General features: G+C 66.1%; 19 protein-coding genes and 2 tRNA genes. 8 read left to right on the forward strand and 13 right to left on the reverse strand.

Translation table 11 applies throughout. The features are described from left to right. The coding region (locus ACRDU5_RS20455; RefSeq protein ID WP_526616714.1) for a carboxyl transferase domain-containing protein at positions 1-1,036 on the reverse strand (1,036 nt) is incomplete at its 3' end. Positions 1,037-1,132: 96 nt separating this feature from the next. Here ACRDU5_RS20455 and ACRDU5_RS20460 point away from each other — a divergent pair. Next, a complete protein-coding gene (locus tag ACRDU5_RS20460; protein WP_526616716.1) occupies positions 1,133-1,753 on the forward strand; it encodes an SACE_7040 family transcriptional regulator in 621 nt (206 codons plus the stop codon). 3 nt (positions 1,754-1,756) lie between these two features. Here the strand turns inward: ACRDU5_RS20460 and ACRDU5_RS20465 are convergent, their stop codons facing one another. From ACRDU5_RS20465 to ACRDU5_RS20475, 3 genes are all read right to left on the reverse strand, one after another. Then, positions 1,757-1,912, reverse strand: a complete 156-nt coding sequence (locus ACRDU5_RS20465; RefSeq protein ID WP_526616717.1) for a DUF6131 family protein — start codon at positions 1,910-1,912, stop codon at positions 1,757-1,759. Continuing rightward, positions 1,909-2,172 carry a hypothetical protein gene (locus ACRDU5_RS20470; protein ID WP_526616719.1) on the reverse strand — a complete coding sequence of 88 codons (264 nt, stop codon included), beginning with the start codon at positions 2,170-2,172 and terminating at the stop codon, positions 1,909-1,911. The genes ACRDU5_RS20465 and ACRDU5_RS20470 overlap by 4 nt, the downstream gene beginning before the upstream one ends. 90 nt (positions 2,173-2,262) lie before the next feature. After that, complete coding sequence (locus ACRDU5_RS20475; RefSeq protein ID WP_526616744.1) at positions 2,263-4,104, reverse strand: alpha/beta hydrolase family protein; 1,842 nt, start codon at positions 4,102-4,104, stop codon at positions 2,263-2,265. Between the two features lie 156 nt (positions 4,105-4,260). Here ACRDU5_RS20475 and ACRDU5_RS20480 point away from each other — a divergent pair, with 156 nt between their 5' ends. Next, positions 4,261-5,013 carry an MmpS family transport accessory protein gene (locus tag ACRDU5_RS20480; RefSeq protein WP_526616720.1) on the forward strand — a complete coding sequence of 251 codons (753 nt, stop codon included), beginning with the start codon at positions 4,261-4,263 and terminating at the stop codon, positions 5,011-5,013. Positions 5,014-5,024: 11 nt separating this feature from the next. Here the strand turns inward: ACRDU5_RS20480 and ACRDU5_RS20485 are convergent, their stop codons facing one another. From ACRDU5_RS20485 to ACRDU5_RS20495, 3 genes are all read right to left on the reverse strand, one after another. After that, positions 5,025-7,064, reverse strand: coding sequence for a zinc ribbon domain-containing protein (locus ACRDU5_RS20485; protein WP_526616721.1), 2,040 nt, complete (start codon positions 7,062-7,064; stop codon positions 5,025-5,027). A gap of 354 nt (positions 7,065-7,418) precedes the next feature. Continuing rightward, positions 7,419-7,541 (reverse strand): hypothetical protein, encoded by a 123-nt coding sequence (locus tag ACRDU5_RS20490; RefSeq protein WP_526616722.1) that lies wholly within the window; start codon positions 7,539-7,541, stop codon positions 7,419-7,421. A 7-nt stretch (positions 7,542-7,548) separates the two neighbouring features. Beyond that, the gene (locus ACRDU5_RS20495; protein ID WP_526616723.1) at positions 7,549-8,868 is read right to left on the reverse strand and encodes an MFS transporter; all 1,320 of its coding nucleotides are present in this window, start codon (positions 8,866-8,868) and stop codon (positions 7,549-7,551) included. A 25-nt stretch (positions 8,869-8,893) separates the two neighbouring features. On the opposite strand from ACRDU5_RS20495, the gene cmrA reads away from it, so the two are divergent. Next, a complete protein-coding gene (cmrA, locus tag ACRDU5_RS20500) occupies positions 8,894-9,700 on the forward strand; it encodes a mycolate reductase (protein WP_526616725.1) in 807 nt (268 codons plus the stop codon). Positions 9,701-9,703: 3 nt separating this feature from the next. On the opposite strand, the gene ACRDU5_RS20505 is transcribed toward cmrA, so the two are convergent. Beyond that, positions 9,704-11,287: a helicase HerA-like domain-containing protein gene (locus tag ACRDU5_RS20505; protein ID WP_526616726.1), complete on the reverse strand. Its 1,584-nt coding sequence runs from the start codon at positions 11,285-11,287 to the stop codon at positions 9,704-9,706. Positions 11,288-11,367: 80 nt separating this feature from the next. Between ACRDU5_RS20505 and orn the strand changes: the two genes are divergently transcribed. Continuing rightward, positions 11,368-12,015, forward strand: a complete 648-nt coding sequence (gene orn / locus ACRDU5_RS20510) for an oligoribonuclease (RefSeq protein WP_526616728.1) — start codon at positions 11,368-11,370, stop codon at positions 12,013-12,015. Between the two features lie 40 nt (positions 12,016-12,055). Continuing rightward, positions 12,056-12,128 (forward strand) — tRNA-His (locus tag ACRDU5_RS20515). 59 nt (positions 12,129-12,187) lie between these two features. On the opposite strand, the gene ACRDU5_RS20520 is transcribed toward ACRDU5_RS20515, so the two are convergent. After that, positions 12,188-13,408, reverse strand: coding sequence for an Ig-like domain-containing protein (locus tag ACRDU5_RS20520; protein ID WP_526616729.1), 1,221 nt, complete (start codon positions 13,406-13,408; stop codon positions 12,188-12,190). A 156-nt stretch (positions 13,409-13,564) separates the two neighbouring features. On the opposite strand from ACRDU5_RS20520, the gene ACRDU5_RS20525 reads away from it, so the two are divergent. Then, positions 13,565-13,637 (forward strand) — tRNA-Lys (locus tag ACRDU5_RS20525). Between the two features lie 66 nt (positions 13,638-13,703). Here ACRDU5_RS20525 and ACRDU5_RS20530 read toward each other — a convergent pair. Next, complete coding sequence (locus tag ACRDU5_RS20530; protein WP_526616731.1) at positions 13,704-15,047, reverse strand: hypothetical protein; 1,344 nt, start codon at positions 15,045-15,047, stop codon at positions 13,704-13,706. A gap of 615 nt (positions 15,048-15,662) precedes the next feature. Here ACRDU5_RS20530 and ACRDU5_RS20535 point away from each other — a divergent pair. After that, the gene (locus ACRDU5_RS20535) at positions 15,663-15,839 is read left to right on the forward strand and encodes a hypothetical protein (RefSeq protein WP_526616732.1); all 177 of its coding nucleotides are present in this window, start codon (positions 15,663-15,665) and stop codon (positions 15,837-15,839) included. An 11-nt stretch (positions 15,840-15,850) separates the two neighbouring features. Here the strand turns inward: ACRDU5_RS20535 and ACRDU5_RS20540 are convergent, their stop codons facing one another. Next, positions 15,851-16,078, reverse strand: coding sequence for a DUF3618 domain-containing protein (locus tag ACRDU5_RS20540; protein ID WP_526616734.1), 228 nt, complete (start codon positions 16,076-16,078; stop codon positions 15,851-15,853). A gap of 93 nt (positions 16,079-16,171) precedes the next feature. Here ACRDU5_RS20540 and bcp point away from each other — a divergent pair, with 93 nt between their 5' ends. Further along, complete coding sequence (gene bcp / locus ACRDU5_RS20545) at positions 16,172-16,645, forward strand: thioredoxin-dependent thiol peroxidase (protein ID WP_526616735.1); 474 nt, start codon at positions 16,172-16,174, stop codon at positions 16,643-16,645. Here bcp and ACRDU5_RS20550 read toward each other — a convergent pair. Then, positions 16,637-17,971 carry a dipeptidase gene (locus ACRDU5_RS20550; protein ID WP_526616736.1) on the reverse strand — a complete coding sequence of 445 codons (1,335 nt, stop codon included), beginning with the start codon at positions 17,969-17,971 and terminating at the stop codon, positions 16,637-16,639. The two genes, bcp and ACRDU5_RS20550, sit on opposite strands and share 9 nt — an antisense overlap. Continuing rightward, positions 17,968-18,360 (reverse strand): holo-ACP synthase AcpS, encoded by a 393-nt coding sequence (acpS, locus tag ACRDU5_RS20555; RefSeq protein WP_526616738.1) that lies wholly within the window; start codon positions 18,358-18,360, stop codon positions 17,968-17,970. The genes ACRDU5_RS20550 and acpS overlap by 4 nt, the downstream gene beginning before the upstream one ends. Between the last annotated feature and the right edge of the window lie 42 nt (positions 18,361-18,402).

An 18,402-nucleotide genomic window follows, 5' to 3' on the forward strand; every position in this document is an offset into this window, starting at 1 on the left:
CACCCTTGAGAGCAGATTCGGAGAACAGCACGCCGTTGTTGGCGACGATCCCCACCGGGTGGCCATGGATACGGGCGAAACCGGTGACCAGCGTTGCACCGTAATCGACTTTGAACTCGGCGAATTCGCCGCCATCGACAATGCGCCTTATGACCTCATGGACGTCATAGGGCACTCGGGGATCGACCGGGACGACGTCATAGAGCTCGGTCTGATCGGCCACCGCATCCACCGACGCGGCCACCTCCCACGGCGGGTCGGTGCGCGGGCCCAGCGTCGCCACGATGCGCCGCACGATGCGCAGCGCGTCCCGGTCGTCGTGCGCCAGATGGTCGGTGACACCCGAGATCTTGGAATGCAGGTCGCCGCCGCCCAGCTCCTCTGCGGTCACCACTTCGCCGGTTGCGGCCTTCACCAGCGGCGGGCCGCCGAGGAAGATGGTGCCCTGGTTACGGACGATCACCGCCTCGTCGCTCATGGCAGGCACGTACGCGCCGCCCGCGGTGCACGAGCCCAGCACGGCAGCGATCTGCGGGATGCCGTCGGCGCTGAGCGTGGCCTGGTTGTAGAAGATGCGGCCGAAGTGCTCGCGGTCGGGGAACACTTCGTCCTGTCGCGGCAAAAACGCCCCGCCGGAATCCACCAGGTAGATGCACGGCAAGCGGTTCTGCCCGGCGATCTCCTGTGCCCGCAGGTGCTTCTTGACCGTAATCGGGTAGTACGTGCCGCCTTTCACGGTCGCGTCGTTGGCCACGATCATGCATTCGCGCCCGGATACCCGTCCGACGCCGGCGATCATGCCCGCACCGGGACATTCGTCGTCGTACATGCCGTCGGCGGCGAGCGGCGCCAGCTCCAGCAGCGGGCTGCCAGGGTCCAGCAGCCCGTCCACCCGATCCCTTGGCAGCAACTTGCCACGGCCGACATGGCGCTCGCGGGCCTTGGCCGAGCCACCGAGCGCGGCGGCGGCCATTTTCTCCCGCAGCTGTCCGACGAGCGCGAGATGCTCGTCGCGACTGGATTTCGGCGGTGCCATCGCTTGCTGCCCGTTCGGTTGAGTTAATGACGACTAACTCGTAGTATGTTAGTCACGATTAACCGAAATGTCCACCGGCGAAACAGGGGTAGCGCGATGCCGACGCCGGCCGTCACCAGCCGCAATAGAGCCAAATCCGACCGCCGGTCGGCGCTGATCGCCGCCGCGGAACGGCTGGTCGCCGAGCGGGGCTTTCTGGCCGTGCGGTTGGAGGACATCGGTGCCGCGGCCGGGGTCAGCGGGCCGGCGATCTACCGGCACTTCCCCAACAAGGAGGCGCTACTGGTCGAGCTGCTTGTGGGTATCAGCACGCGACTGCTGGCCGGAGCGACCGCCGTTGTCAACGAAGCCGACGATCCCAAGACCGCGTTGGACCGATTGATTGACTTCCACCTCGATTTCGCGCTCGGCGAGTCCGATCTGATTCGCATCCAGGACCGCGATCTAGGACATCTGCCGCCGCCCGCCAAGCGCCAGGTACGCAAGGCCCAACGGCAATACGTCGAGATCTGGGTCGACGTGCTGCGGCGGCTGGACGACTCACTGAGCGACGCCGACGCCCGGCTGATGGCGCACGCCGTTTTCGGCCTGCTCAACTCCACACCGCACAGCGTCCGGCCCAGCACAGCCAGGTCGACCGGCCCGGCCAGCTCGCGTGCCGTCTTGCGGGGGATGACGGTCGCGGCGCTGACCTCGGCCGGCCGAACGGGTCGCTAGCCTTTAGTACCAGGCGCGTCGGCCGCCGACCGGACGCCCGGCCCGGCCGAGTAGCCAGAACACGGCCCCGATGACAACCAACACGATGCCGATCATCCAGAGCCAGTTGAGGCCGAAAATCCAGCCGAGGATGGCCAGAATCACACCAAGAACAATCATGACGCCACTCCGATCGTCAAATCACCGTTCTGCCCGACGATTTCGGGCAGACCACTAGCACTTGGCTGAGGTACGTTGACGTTGCAATCCACCTTGGGGTTGACCCCCATGTAATTCAGCGGGCCGGCAAGAACGGTCAAAGCGACCCGCGCCGTGGTTGCGCAGTTGGTGTCGCCGCTCGTGAAGTAATCGCGCTGATAGGCGGCGACCACACCGATCAGCAACCAAACCAAAACAATCACGCCGAGAATTCCGCGCATGCTTGGCTCCTCCTGTTGGGCGCCGACTGGGCGCACGAGTGTTTACCCCACTGATAATTTCAGTAAACGTGCCATCGCGGATCGTATCGGTTAGCGAATCGGAGTGGACCCGAATGCCGCAGTGAGCCAGTCGCTCATGGCTTTGACCAGCACAGCCCGGTTCTCGCGTTTGTCGATCTCGTGGCCGTCGTCGTCGAAAACCAGAAGCTCGACGCTGTGGCCGAGCGCGCGCAACGCGTCGAACATTTGCTGCGACTCGCTGGGCGGCACATTGGTGTCGTTGAGACCGTGGACCAGCAGCAGCGGCGCGGTCAAGGCATGCGCACGAAGCAGCGGCGACAACTGGTCGAGGAGTTCTCGGTCTCCGACCGGGTGGCCGTACTTGGAATAGGCCGCCTGCGCGATCCACGGCTCGGTGTTGCGATACCAGGTATTCAAGTCGCTCATTCCGCAGATGCTGATCCCGGCGGCGAACAACTGCGGATGAAAAGTGAGCGCCGCCTGAGTCAGATATCCGCCGTATGACCAACCGCAGCAAGCGATGCGGTTGGCCGGCGCCAGACCGCGCTCAACCAGAAACCGCGCCGCGTCGGCGACATCGTCGATCGCCGCAAATCGCCGTTCATTATCGTCGGCATGCATGAACGAGCGGCCGAATCCGCCGGAGCCCCGCACATTCGGGAGAAAAACGGTGATGCCCGCCTGCAGCAGCGGCGGGAAGAACTCGTTGTAGCCCGGCCGGCCCTGACCTTCGGGGCCACCGTGCAGGAAGATCATCGCTCCCGTCGACTCCACTTCCGCGGGTGGCCGAAACAGCCAGCCGGTGAACTCCAACCCGTCCCTGGCGGTGATGGTTTCCAGCGTGGGGTCGGCCGCGACCGGCCCCAGACTGGGTTCCCGGTCGACGGCCTCCCATTCACGCGATCGCGGATCGACGAGCTCCACCGTCGGCGGCGTCGATGGGCCTTCCACCGTCATCGCCAGCATCGAACCGCCTGCGCTGATGCTGAGTTCGCTGGCTACCATGCCGGGCAGCGGAATCGGTGCGTCCAGAGTATTGTCCGCAAGCTCGAGGACCTGTAACTCGCTGGCGCCGTGGATGTTCCACAACATTGCCACCGTCGAAAGGTCATCGCTGACGGTGAACTCGTCCAGTTCGTATCCCGGGCGCTCGGCGACCACTTGATAGGACACGCCATCCGGAGTGGTGGTCACCTCGATGAGTCGGGCATGGTCCGCGCCGTTCTCACTGCGGATCAAGGCACGCACATAGCCTTCGGTGCTGTTGACCCCGTAGAACTTAGCCGGCTGATACAGCTCGGTGTGTTCCCCTTCCAGACCCGACCGAAGGCGACGGGGGCTGTGGTCGTCCAGGATCACGCCCATGTCGGTGGTGGAGCCAGGATCGTATGGCAGCACAGCGATTTCGGTCAGCCCACGCAGCATGATCAAATCGCGGTAGCCGCGTGGTCCCACCCGTACCAATGATGCGCCCGCCCACGCATCCACAAGCCGGCCTCCTGAACGGCGATCCAGAACTGTCGTGGTGCCGTCGGTCGGATCGATGAGACATGAACTACCGACGCCGTCGTCACCGGTGAGGATGGCCGCGACCAGTGTGCCGTCCCAACTGATGAGCTCGGCGGTTCCTTCCTGCCAAATGTCGGGCCAACGGTCGATCCGTCGCGCGTCGCGGTCGTCGGGATCGGTCGTTACCACCCAGATCTGGCTGCGGGTGCCGCCCTCGGGGGCAACCTGGCAGGCCAGCCAGTGTCCGTCAGCGGAGTGCATGACCCGGGTGACGGGACCTTCGACGGGCAACTCGACGTCACGGGACGAGCTCGCCCGCCAGCCGCGCAGGAAACGCTGCACCGCGCGTGGATAGCCGCCGTCGTCAACGAGGTGGGCGAACGCGGTGGCATCCGGCGACATCGACGGCCCGTAGACCCGACGAACCTGCTCTCCCACGGTGCCGATTCTCCATGGTGATGGAGTCGGCGAGCGAAACGACGCGCGTTCATCGAGGTTGCGACGGCCTGATCGGTCGACTGAGCGAGTGCACAGGTACCCTGCAGCCATGAGGTGGGTATGACCGACACTCCACGACGCGACGGTGCCGATCCGACCCAACCGACGGGCACCGGCTACCCCGGCTACCCGGCGTACTCGGATCCGGCGTATGCCGGCCATGCGCCCTACGGACCCACCTACCAGACCCCGTACGTCCCGCCGCCCACCGAGCAATTGCCGCAGTGGCCGTATGGCTATGACCCATATTCAACCGGGCAATACGGCACGCACTACCCGCCGGGCGAACCGCCGGGCCCACCGCCGACCGAGCCCAAGTCGCCGCGCTGGCTCTGGGTGCTGGCGGCGGTGGCCGTGCTGCTTGTTGTTGGCATGGTGATCGCGTTGGTGGTCGCCAACAGCTCCCAACAGGAAACGGTCGTCGCGCCGCCGCCGATGCCGGAACCGACCACCACCACGCGGACGCCGACGACCACGTCACGCCCGCCCACCCCGATCATCCCGGCGCCGCCGATCACCCCGCCGACCGAGTCGGTGACCCCGGGTGCCACCGAAACGGTGGTCTACGAGGTCAACGGCGACGGCCGGGCGATCAACATCACCTATGTCGACACCGGCAGCCTGCTGCAGACGGAATTCAACGTCGTGCTGCCGTGGCGTAAAGAAGTGGAACTGCCCAGCCCGGCAGAGGATTCGGCCAGCATCATGGTCGTCAACGTCGGCCGCAACGTCTCCTGCTCGGTGTCGATCAACGGTGTTCAGGTTCAGCAGAGCAGCGGTGCCGGCCTGACGACCTGCACCGCGGTGCGCTAAGAGTTGTCCCGTTATGGGTCATGCAGCGCCGAACAGTTTGGGGGCTGTTCTTTTCGGCTGGTCCCGTGACGTCCAGGCTGGGACCTTGGTCTGTTCGGGGGTGGGCCGAGTGCCGCTTGCTCAGCAGAGACCACGGCGGGGTGGCTGCCGGTCCTGGCCAGTCCAGCACGTGGTGGTGCTGGTGGCTGGTGCCGGTTGACTGAGCCCTCCCACTCTTGCTGGGAGGCCAGCCCCGCCCGAAGGGCGTGGGCAAGTCGGTAGTCGACCCGCGCGGTGCGCGGATCAGCAGGATCGGTGAGCTCGACACACGCCGCCAGCATCGCCGACGCGATGTCGCGGTCGACGACCAGCCCGCAGTGCGGACACGCGTGGGTGCGCTGAGACAGCGGCTTCGGGATCCGCTTGCCGCATAGGCAGTGCTGACTGAGCGCAGTGGATCGGGTGCCGGCACGCTGCAGCCGCCCACCGCCGGCACGGCACTCTACCGCGAGGGCTGTGACGAGCATGCCGGGACTGAACAACTGAGTGCGCTTGCCCCACAACCGCGCCCAGGTGGAAATGTTGGTGTCCTCCACGGTGATGGTGGTGCCGTGGGCGGCAACAATCCGCGCGGCGACCGCTACGGCGCGGGCGTGTTTGGCCTGACTGGCGCTACGGGACTGGGCGGCATGATTGGCACGGACGCGATGGTAGCGGTGTGACAGCGTGTCGTGGCGATAGCCACGCAGTGGCACCCCATCGGCGCGGGCATGCCGGGCCCCACCGGGATTGGTGATCTGCTTGGCCGGCAGCTCACTGGCAGCGCGGCGAGCCGCCCGGGCGGCCTGGCGCACAGAGCAACCGTATTGCTCGGGGTTGGTGGTGCGCCGCGACCTGTCCAACGCGCGCTGGCGGGCCCGGGCTTTCATAGCCGCCCGGGCGGCAGTGTGCTGCTGCTCGGGTGTGCACTGGATCTGGTCGATGACCAGCTGGTCGGGCTGATCTCCGGGGAAGGAGACCAGCGCCAGGTTGGACACATTCGCGTCCACCCCGGCCCGCCGGCCAGCGGGGATCTCGGCGCGTCGAGCTCGGGTTGACTCAGACTCAAACCCGGCTCGATGCACCAACAGGTGCGCGTAATACCGCCACCCACCCGGGGCGCGGCGATCCTGTACCCGCACCAGGTCGATCTTGTGCCAGACGCTGCGATCGGCCAGGAAATGCGCCAGGTGAGCCCACTGCCCCGCCCCTTGGGGCAGCCGCACCGGCAACACCACATCGCCGCGGGGCAGGCCGGTGAACACCACCGCCAGCACCCCGCTGTGATCGGCCCATGACCCGCTCGCGGGCCGCATCGGCGCGGACAGCCGGACGGGCTGGGCCAGAATCGAGGTCCCCGCCGGGTGGGTGGCCGCCACCGTGGCGGTGCTCACCGCGGCAGGCAGGCTGGGGTGCCGATAGCTGGCCAGGTGCCCATCGAGGCTGCCGACCAGCCGATAGGTCTCCCAGGTCGGCGTGGCTTTGGTGTGCGAGCGGGCCCGCCCCGGAATCCGGGTGAACTCCCACCACGACCCGATCCGGGGCGGCCCATGCCGGCGCCCCGAGGCGTCGGCAAACAGGTGACGATCGATCGTTTCCCACACCTCGTCGGCCATATGCAGCCCGATGGCCTTGGTCAGATGGTCACGCATCCAGCCGCTGCCCTCAATATGGAGTTTGGCCGATGCTTCGATCCCCTTGCGGGACAACCCGAGCCGATCCCGCACCGCGTTCGGATCACGCTCGCGCTCATGATGTGCCGCCCAGTACGCGCGGCAGCGCGTTTGGGCATCGCGATGCAGCGCTCGTCGCAGCCGAAACACCGCGCCCCAGTGGCGCTCCACACGCCGGCGAGTCCGCTCATCGGAGAGGTCCAGCTCAAGGCGGATCACCGACAGCGGCCCGGTGTATTTGAAGTTCGGCGCTTTGGACTTACCCCGCCGCCGCGGCACCCCCATCTCACCGCTGGTGGCGGTGGTGGTGTCGATGCCCATAGCTGCCATGGACCACATGAAACCATCAGCCACCGACATCAACCCGCTGCTACACCGATCGCCAAACCTGCTGCCGCTCACCGGCCTAACCCATGTCCGGATTCACACCATCTTTGCCATCACCCGACATCGCCTACCGCCGCGTCCGGACGACCTTGGCCCTGCGGTCAGGGTGCCGGTGGTGCAGATCCATCTGCACCAACCTGACCACCAGGACGCTGGCGGCGCTGTTCTGCACCAGTCAATCGACGATGGACCGCATCATTCATCACCTGGTGCTGGTACTGGCCCGCTCTCTCACGCCCAATCCTGGCGAGCATCGCGGGCGGTGGATCATTGACGGCACCCTGCGACCCGGTGCACAACCAGACGATCACCGCTCGGGGCCAAGATCTACCGGCGCAGCATCAACACCCAGATCATCATCAGCGCCGACAGCCGCAATGTCGTCGCCGCTGGCCTGGTCTGGCCCGCAACCGCAACGAAGTCGTGGTCGCCCGCGCAACCGTCGCGCACGTCCTCACTAGCGCACCGGAACACGGCGCGGTGCGTGTACCGCCAGCATGGCGGCCAGTCCGGCGGCCACCACCACCAACAGCCCGCCAATCCCGGCGCGATCGGTGCCGAACCAACCGATGAAGGCGGCGAACAAAGTCGGCGACAGGAACGACACCGCGCGCCCGGTGGTGGTGTACAGGCCGAACGCAACACCCTCCTTGCCTTCGGCCGACATCCGCAGCATCAGCGTCCGCGCCGCCGACTGCGCCGGCCCAATGAACAGGCACAGCAGGAGTCCGCATACCCAGAATGCCAGCGGTCCGGACAGCGTCATCAGGACAAGCCCCGCGATGATCATCGAGGTCAATGAGCCGACGATGACGGTCTTGGATCCCAGCCGGTCATCGAAAAGCCCGCCGAGCAGCGCGCCGATCGCGGCGACGACGCTGGCGCTCACACCGAACAGCAGCACGTTGGCTTCCGAAACGCCGTAGACGCTGACTCCCAATACCGCGCCGAACGCGAAGACGCCCGCCAGGCCGTCCCGGAACACCGCGCTGGCGAGCAGGTAGTAGACGACGTGGTGGTCGCGTCGCCATTCGCCGACGACTTCGGACCACAACTTGCGGTAGGCGCCGAAGAAGCCGACAGCCTGCTGTGGCTCTCCGGGTTCAGGCCTCGCGGTGGGCGCCGCGATGAGCACCGGCAGGGCGAACAGGGCGAACCAGGCGGCGGTCATCAGCATGGCCGCCCGGATGTTCTGGCCGTCCTGGACCGGCAAGCCGAGCAGGCCCCGGGTGGCGCCGTCGCCGGAGATGAATCCGAAGTAGACCACCAACAACAGCGTGACGCTGCCGAAATAACCCATGCCCCAACCGAATCCGGAGATCCGACCCGAGTTTTCCGGGGTGGAGAGCTGGCGCAGCATGGCGTTGTACGGCACGGTCGCCAACTCGCTGAAGGCGGCGGCGCAGGCCAGCAAGACCAGGCCCGCCCAGAGGTAGCGGTAGTCGTCGCGGATCAGACTCATCGCCGCGGTCAGCAACACCACCAGCCCGGTCAGCACGGCCAACACGCCGCGCCGCCGCCACGGCGCGTCGACCCAGATCCCGGTGACCGGGGCGAACAGAGCGACCACCAGACCGGCGGCAGCCAGTGCCCACCCCAGCCAGCTGGTCGGGCTGGTGTCGCCCGGCAGATCGTCGCCGACGGCGTCGGTCAGGTACACCGTGAAAACGAACGTCACGACGATGGCGTTGAACCCGGTGGACCCGCAGTCCCAGAGGGCCCATGCCAGCACCCGCGACCGCCCGGTGGTTTGCCCAGGCGGGCGCGGATCGTCCATGGTGGCCCACGATATAGTCCGGCCCATGCCAGTACCCGCTCCTAGCCCGGATGCCCGCGCGGTCGTGACCGGTGCCTCGCAGAACATCGGCGAAGCGCTGGCCGACGAGCTGGCCGCGCGAGGGCACCACCTGATCGTCACGGCCCGGCGCGAGGACGTGCTATCCGGGTTGGCGAACCGGCTGACGGAGCAATACGGGGTAGTCGTCGAGGTGCGCCCGGTCGACCTCGCCGACGCATGCGAACGCACCAAACTGGCCGACGAGCTGGCCGGCCGCAACATCTCGATCCTGTGCGCGAATGCAGGCACCGCGACGTTCGGTCCGGTCGACAAACTGGATCCGGCCGACGAGAAAGCACAGGTTCAGCTGAATGTCCTTGGTGTGCACGACCTTACACTCGCTGTGCTGCCTGGGATGGTTGAGCGCGGGGTCGGTGGGATCCTGATATCCGGTTCGGCGGCGGGCAATTCACCGATCCCCAACAACGCCACCTATGCGGCCACCAAGGCGTTCGTCAACACCTTCAGCGAGTCGCTGCACGGTGAACTCAAGCGGGCAGGCGTGCATGTGACGCTGCTGGCCCCCGGTCCGGTGCGCGAAACGTTGCCCGCTGACCATGAGCAGTCGCTGGTGGAGAGACTGATACCGGACTTCCTGTGGATCTCGACCGAGTACACCGCAAAGCAGTCGCTGGATGCGTTGGAGCGCAACAAGATGCGAGTGGTGCCCGGTGTCACCTCCAAGGCCATGTCGGTGGCCAGCGGCTATGCGCCCCGCGCGATCGTGGCGCCGATCGTGGGCGCGTTCTACAAGAAGCTCGGCGGCGGCTAGCTGCTAGCGGCGCCGGCGGCCGGTACCGAAGATGCTGCGGGTGATCTCCCGGCCAAGCACCGTTCCCGCCGACCGCATCGCGCTCTTGAACGCCGGGCTGCTCATCATCTTTTCCAACATCCCGGGCTCGGCGGCCCCTCGCGACTTCGCCTCGCCCTGAGCGCTGGCTCCCCCCGGGTCGACGGGTAGCGGAGGCGGCAGAGCGCCGTCGGGCGACGCCTCCTGCGGCGCCAGCTTGGCGTTCAGCCGCTCGTAGGCCGAATCGCCGTCGATCGTCTGGCCGTACTCGGCCTGCAGCGGGCTGGCCTGTGCGGCAGCCTTGATCGCATCCGGTCCGATGGTGTCCATCAGCGAACGCGGGGCCCGCATCCGGGTCCACGCCACCGGCGTCGGCGCACCCTTTTCGGAGAGCACGGTGACGACGGCTTCACCGATGCCCAGTGACGTCAACGCCGACTCCAGGTCGTAGACATCGGTTTTCGGGTAGGTGCGGACGGTTTTGGACAAGGCCTTCTGGTCGTCCGGGGTGAACGCGCGCAACGCGTGCTGAATGCGGGCGCCGAGCTGGGAAAGCACGTCGTTGGGCACGTCGGTGGGCAATTGGGTGCAGAAGAACACCCCGACGCCCTTGGACCGGATCAGCTTGACGGTCTGCTCGACCTGCTCGAGGAACGCCTTCGACGCGTCGGTGAACAGCAGATGCGCCTCGTCGAAGAAGAAGACCAGCTTCGGTTTGTCGACGTCACCGACCTCGGGCAGCGTGGTGAACAAGTCGGCCAGCACCCACATCAGGAACGTCGAGAACATCACCGGGCGAGCGGCCTGATTTCCCAACTCGAGGAGGCTGATGATGCCGCGACCCTGGGCGTCGACCCGCAGCAGATCTTTCGGCTCCAGCTCCGGCTCGCCGAAGAAGGTGTCGGCGCCCTCCGCTTCGAGATTGACCAGCGCGCGCAGGATTACGCCCGCTGTCGTCGACGAGACCGCGCCGAGGGCCTTCAGTTCGGGCTTACCCTCGTCGCTGGTCAGGTAGGTGATCACCGCCCGCAGGTCCTTGATGTCAAGCAGAGACAAGCCCTTCTGATCGGCCCAGTGGAAGATCAGACCGAGCGTGGACTCCTGAGTCGCATTGAGCCCCAGCACCTTTGACAGCAGAATCGGACCGAAACTGGAGATGGTGGCACGCACCGGCACACCGATCCCGGAAGTGCCCAGGGACAGGAATTCCACCGGATAGGCCGTCGGCGTCCAATCGTCACCGGTGTCCTTCGCCCGCTGCTCGATCTTGTCGTCGGACTCACCCGGCCGTGAAAGTCCCGACAAGTCGCCCTTGATGTCGGCCATCATCACCGGCACCCCGGCCGCGGACAGCTGTTCGGCTATCACCTGCAGCGACTTCGTCTTACCGGTGCCGGTGGCCCCGGCGACGAGCCCGTGCCGGTTGACCGTGGCCAGCGGGATGCGGATCTGCGCGGTCGGATCAACGGCGCCGTCAACGACGACGGTGCCCAGTTCGAGTGCCTGTCCTTCGACGGCATAACCGGCGGCGATCTGCTGGGCGGGGGGTGCAGTCGATTTGGTCGTCATGGGTCGAACATTACTGGGCACCCACCGCTGGCGGTGGGTGTGGTAGGGCCCTTGTCGGGTGTGGGCTTACTGTAAGCGTCGTGCGTGACGAACTGGTGTGGATCGACTGTGAGATGACCGGCCTGGATCTGAAGTCCGACCGGCTCATCGAGATCGCGGTGCTGGTGACCGACGCCGACCTCAATGTCCTTGGCGAAGGCATTGACGTGGTCATCCACGCCCCCGACGAGGCGCTGTCTCGAATGATCGACGTGGTAACCCAGATGCACAACCGTTCGGGCCTCGTCGACGAGGTGCGGGCGTCCACCATCGATGTGCCGGCCGCCGAGGAGCTGGTGCTGGACTATGTCCGCACCCACGTCAAGCAGGCCAAGACCGCTCCCCTGGCGGGCAACTCGATCGCCACCGACCGCGGCTTCATCGCCCGCGACATGCCCACGCTGGACGACTATTTGCACTACCGGATGATCGACGTCAGCTCGATCAAGGAGCTGTGCAGGCGCTGGTACCCGCGCATCTACTTCGGGCAGCCGGAGAAGGGCCTCGCGCATCGCGCACTCGCCGACATCGGTGAATCGATCCGCGAGCTCAAGTACTACCGCCGCACCGCGTTCGTTCCGCCGCCGGGCCCGGCGACCAGCGACATCGCCGCGATCGCCAGCGAACTGAACCCGACGGAGCCCGCCGGCGACCAAATCGATTCGGCCGCCGAGCGACCGAGCGGCTAGTATCGACGACGCCGCAGTGCCGACCGGCTCGGCGGCGATGGTGGCTGTAGTTCAGCTGGTAGAGCACCAGGTTGTGATCCTGGATGTCGCGGGTTCGAGTCCCGTCAGCCACCCAGAATTACGCCAACGCGGCCCGGGCACGATTGCCACGGGCCGCGTACGCGTTTCGGCGTCAGATGTTCGCGTTGCCTGCCCGCCACTGCTCCCACGGGATGTTCCAGTCGCCCAGGCCGTCGGTGCCGGGCAACACGGATCCGACGGTGTTGACGATCTCGACGATGTCGCCGCGCTTGGTGTTGTTGAAGAACCACTGCGCGTTGCCGGTGTTGACGTTGATGCAGCCGTGGCTGACATTGCTGTAGCCCTGGCTGCCGACCGACCACGGCGCGCCGTGCACGAATATGCCGCTGTACGAAATCTGAGTGGCGTAATCCACCTCGGTGCGGTAGCCGTTGGGCGAGTTGGTCGGCACGCCGTAGGTCGACGAGTCCATGACCAGGTGCCCGAACCGATCGCCCACGATGTAGGTGCCGTTGTTGGTCGGCGTGCTGTTCTTGCCCATCGACACCGGCATGGATTTGATGACCTCGCCGTTCTGCCGCACGGTCAGCGTCTTGGTGTTGTCGTCGACGGTCGTGATGACCTCGTCACCGATGGTGAAGTGTGTGGTGACGTTGTCTTGACCGAACAACCCGTCGCCCAGATCGACCCCGTAGGTGTTGACCGCGACGTCCACCGTAGTGCCCGGCTTCCAGTATTTCGCTGGGCGCCAACGCACTTCGCGGTTGTTGAGCCAGTAGAAGGCGCCCTCCACGGGCGGTTCCGTCTTGACGGTGATGGCCCGCTGCGCCGCCAGCCGGTTGGGGATGTTCTCGTCGAAGCGGACGGCAATGGGCTGCCCGATGCCGACGACCTCGCCGTCGTTGGGCAGCAGGTACGGCATCGTCAGGTTCTCCGGCGAGTGCGTCTCGAAGCTCATCTGCCGGCTGGTGACACCGCCGAGGCCGAGCGACTGCGCGTTTATTGTGTAGCGCTTGTTGTAGCCCAGCGGCTCGGTGGTGAACCAGGTCAGCCCGTCCGGGCTCAGCTGGCCGGACACCGGGCGGCCCTCCTCGTTCACCATGGTGACCGAACCCAACACGCCGGTCTCGGCGCTGACCGTGACCGGCGTCTCCACCGTCACGCCGACTTCGCCGTCCTTCACCGACGCGGTGAGCTTGGGCACCAGCAGGTCACCGAACGGCGTTCCCTTGTTAGCGATGACCTGGGGCTGCGGTGGAGCCGAGTCGCCGCCGCAGGCGCTGAGGCCGAACACCACGGCCGGGACCATGGCGATGGCCATCAGCCAGGCGCGAAAACGACGCGGACGGGCCACGGATTGGACCTGCCACATACTGTGTTCCACCTCGCAACCGGGTACTTCGACGGATTCTGGCAATAGTCTAAGGGCAACCATGGACTAGGGGCGACCGCGGCGTCAAACCTCGCGGTCGGGGGATGAAAGCGGATTTCACCCGGCGCCGGAGGGCCTGTTATTGTCGCACACGCAGCGCCGTTAGCTCAGTTGGTAGAGCAGCTGACTCTTAATCAGCGGGTCCGGGGTTCGAAACCCTGACGGCGCACCCAGACTCAGTGAACCGGCCCCTCCGTTGGTAATGAGGGGGCCGATCTCCTTGCAAGTGAAGTGGTTAGGGAGCGTCGGCGGGTTCGCTTTCGCTGCCGCCCCGGCCGGTGACCGTGTCCACGGCGTCCCGGAACCCTTGGACCGCCGAGTTGATTCCGTCGCGGATCCCCTCACCGAGGGTGTTCAGACCGGTCCCGCCACCCTGCGCGGCGGGGTTTGTGCCGAAGATCCTTGGACCGCCGGACAGACCCGTGTTACCCGTATTACCGGTGTTCCCCTCGACGTCCTTGGCCAGGGCGTCTTGGTTGGACTTCTCGGTGTCCTCGGGATCCACCTCGGGTGGCGTCTGAACGGTGACCGGCGGGGTGCCGCCGTCCTGCGCGCCGGCTCCCTCTTCGAGGCCCTGATCCGTGGGGACGGTCAACGTCCTGAGCCCCTCATCCCCAGGCGCGCTGGTAATGCTGGTCATTGTCTCGGGCGGATCCAGCAGGAGCTGGAGCTGCTGAACTAGTCCAATACCCGTGGCAATGGGCCCCGGGAGGATGGCCCCTGACGGGGTGGTGGTAGTGCCTGGGCTGAGAATGCCCCCCGCCAGGAAGTCAGGGCCGGGCGGCGGTGGCGACATGCCGGTTAGAACCGCCAGGTTGGGGCCGTATCCCCCGTTGAGCACTCCGTCCGCGGCTATTGCGGGTCCATCGATCAGGGCGCCCAGGATGTCCTCCGGGTCACCGGAGTCCAGCGCGTCGATAACGCCCTGCAGGGCCGTGCCGCCCGCCCCGGGTCCGCTGATGAGCGGGCCACCAAACCCGAGAATTGCGCTGGTGACCAAGCCTTGCGCCACCACTGGCGCCGACATCGGTCCCACGATGGGTTCCAGGACGGGCACCAAGAGCGGCACGGCCACGGTGTTGGCAAGGGAAACGGCTGTCGCAGCAGTGGCAAACAATAGGGCGTTGACGGCATCCTCGACGTCGCCCGCTGCGAGGTCATCTAACACGCCTTCAAGCAGCGCTGGCAATCCCTCGCCGGCCGCCTCAAGCTCCTCCAACAAGTCTTCGAAGCTGGCAACGAAGTCCTCGAAGGTGGCCTCCGGGTCGTCGAGAATCCCATCCAGGAGCGGTGCCAGCGGGTTGTCGCCGAGAATGTCCTCGAGATTCGATACGGCGGTTGGTACGGGACCAGTTGCGGGCGGGTTGGAGGCCAACTCGAGCAAGGCTTCTATATTTGCAACAGTCCTCTCGAAGACCTCCTCGTAGAAAGCGAAGGGATTCTCGACCGCAGCAGACTGCACGTTCGGGTTGGCGATCTTTATATCCGGGGGTGCCGCTGCAATCGGGGCGACGGCAATGACGCTGGAGCCGACGAGAGCGACACCCGTCGTGAGGTAGGGACGGATAGCGGTGCGCATGACGGCCCCCTTCAGCACAGTTGTGACGAGGAACACACTGGAAGCTACCTGACAAAATACTGAGCAACAGCTGCCAGCAAAGATTGGCCCATGCGTTAGCTGGCCTCCTACCAGGCCGCAACTGGCCAGATGACGTGAAGTAGCTACCGACCTGCTATTAACTTTGGCGTCAGCAAATATTTGTAAGGATAGTCGGTCGTTGCAGGAGGAACTATGTCTCGCCGGCCCGGGAGGAGGAGCTTTCGCTGGTCTAATCGGGTGGCAAACGAGAAGTCTCTACGCCACCTGCTCGTTTCCCGTTTGCCCGGCCCCTGGCACACTGCCATCGGCAAGGCTGTGACTTCGGCAAGAATATTTTCGTTGCCAACAATAATTAACAATGGAGTCAACCTGAAGAACTGTCGTTGGCAACAAAAATGTGCTGCGTATCGCCTGTCGCGAGCCAGCCTACGGATTCCGTAGGCGTGTCCGCTATGTAACGGCTGTGAGTCAACTTGCGAATAACTAGGGGATCAAGCTGCAAAAAGTTCATTCAGAGTGTTAGGGTCCCGTTAGCTGACGATCCAGGCAGCAGCGACGGGTCACAGGCTAGAGAACGGAAAGAGGTATTAGCTGATGACGACCGCCGGCACGATGCATTCGCCGGATTCGTCGATCCCGGATGACGTAGCTCTGCAATCGTCCGAGGCCGACGGGCTGGTGATGGTGCACAGCTGCAACCGGCTGGGCCGTCACGCCAACCCGCCTCACTTCTCTTTCGCTGACTGGCTACCCGTCCGCCGTCGGCGCTGACCGCCGTCCCGTCAGCGCTTCCTGATCTTGCGGACCAGGAGCGCAACCAGCACCGCCCCCAGCCCGGCCAGCGACATCGCCACGGCCGGCTTCTTGACCAAGCGAACCAGCCCCGACTTGACGTCGTCGGCGATCCTGCGGGGATTGGCGCGTTCGGCGAGGTTATCCACGGTGGCCGCCAACTGGTCGCGGGCCTGATCGATATCCTGCTTGATGGTGTCGGGATCTCGATCCGCCACTGTCGTCCTCCATCGTCCGCACCGCCTTGCCGAACTACCCTAGTTCAGCCGGCGCAATCCCCGACGCCCCGGTGGAGAGGAAAGGGATCCCTGGTGGCACAGACCCCACGTCTCGAGGTGGGCGACAAAGCCCCCGCGTTCAAGCTGCCTGACGCCGACGGCAACACCGTGTCGCTGGCCGACTATCGCGGCCGCAAGGTCATCGTCTACTTCTATCCGGCCGCGTCGACACCGGGATGTACCAAGGAGGCGTGCGACTTTCGCGACAACCTGCGCGAGCTCAACCATGCCGGGCTCGATATCGTTGGGATATCCCCCGACAAACCGGCCAAGCTCGCGAAGTTCCGCGACGAACAGGCGCTGACCTTTCCGCTGCTGTCGGATCCCGACCGCGAGGTGCTGTCCGCCTGGGGCGCCTACGGCGAGAAGAAGATGTACGGCAAAACCGTGCACGGGGTCATCCGCTCCACGTTCGTCGTCGACGACAAGGGGCGAATCGCGGTCGCGCAGTACAACATCAAGGCCACCGGGCACGTCGCAAAACTGCGCCGCGACCTGTCAGTCTGACCCGGCGAGGTTGGCCAGCAGCAGCGCCTCGGCCGTCGCCGCGCGTTCCAGCACCCCCAGATGCAGGCTCTCGTTGACGCTATGGGCCTGTGTCGCAGGGTCTTCCACGCCGGTCACCAGGATCTTCGCGGTCGGAAACGCCGCGGCGAACTCGGCGATGAACGGAATCGACCCACCCACGCCGGTGTCCACCGGGTCGTTGCCCCACGCCTGCCGGAACGCCGCGCGGGCGGCGTCGTAGACCGGGCCGCTGGCGTCGATCGCGTACGGCTGGCCGATGTCGCCCGGTGTGACGGTGACGTGCGCGCCCCACGGCGCGTGCTTCTCCAGATGGCGGGTGAGCGCGTCGAGATGGGCCCGCGCGTCACCGCCGGGCGCGACGCGCAAGCTGACTTTCGCACGTGCCCGCGGGATCAAGGTGTTCGACGACGACGCGATCGGCGTGGTGTCGATCCCGATGACCGTGATCGCGGGTTTGGCCCAAAGCCGTTGTGGCACTGAGCCAGATCCGATCTCAGCCACACCGTCGAGCAGGCCCGACTCTTCCCGAACCCGCTCCGGCGGGTAGTCCACATCGGCGGCGGTCGCCTCGTGCAGGCCGGCGACCGCGACATTGCCGTCGTCGTCGTGTAGCGAAGCCAGCAGGCGCACCAGGACGCTCAGCGCATCGGGCACCACACCGCCCCACAGCCCCGAGTGCAGGCCGTGATCGAGCGTGGCGACCTCCACCACGCAGTCGGCCAGCCCGCGCAACGACACCGTCAGCGATGGGATCTCGGTGCTCCAGTTGTCCGAGTCGGCGATGACGATGACATCGGCGGCCAGCGTGTCGCGGTGCGCGGCCAGCAGCCGGCCCAGCGACGGCGACCCCGACTCCTCCTCGCCTTCGACGAAAACCGTCACACCGACAGGCGGCTGGCCGCCGTGTGCCAGGAATGCGGCCAGATGCGTTGCGATGCCGGCCTTGTCGTCGGCGCTGCCGCGGCCGTACAGGCGCCCGTCGCGCTGGGTCGGCGCGAACGGCGGCGTCACCCACTGGCCGCGGTCACCCTCGGGTTGCACGTCGTGATGGGCGTACAGCAGCACCGTCGGCGCACCGGGCGGCGCCGGGTGACGGGCGATGACGGCGGGTGCGCCGCCCTCGGTGACGATCTGCACATCGCCGAACCCCGCCTGCGACAACAGCTTTGCCACCGCGTCGGCGCTGCGCACCACCTCGTCCCGGCGCGCCGGGTCGGCCCAAACCGATTCGATGCGCACCAGGTCTTCCAGGTCCCGCCGCACCGACGGCAGCACCTCACGCACCCGCTGGACCAGATCGCTCATCGCTCTTCGAGAACGGCGACCGCGGCGGCGGTGTCCCCCTCGTGGGTCAGTGACAAATGGATGGTCACCTTCTCCAAGTGCTCGGCGATCGCACCCGTCAGCCGGACCCGCGGCCGGCCCCACATGTCGGTGATGACCTCGATATCGCGGTGGATGCCCTCGGGCAGCACCGGCCGCTTCGCGAACCGCGATCCCGACCAGGCCTTGATCACCGCCTCCTTGGCCGCCCAGCGGGCCGCCAGGTGCCGCGCCGCCGACGAGCTCTTGTCGGCGGCATCGCGGCGCTCACCGGGGGTGAACGTCTCGGCGAACACCGTGCCGGGCTGGTCGACCTGCTCGGCGAAATCGGGAATCGACACGAGATCGATGCCTACCCCGACGATGCTCATAGGAGGAAGGCTAGCTCCACCTATTTGCTCTTCGCGCAAGCG

Source organism: Mycobacterium sp. (assembly GCF_050701515.1).
GTDB lineage: Bacteria > Actinomycetota > Actinomycetes > Mycobacteriales > Mycobacteriaceae > Mycobacterium.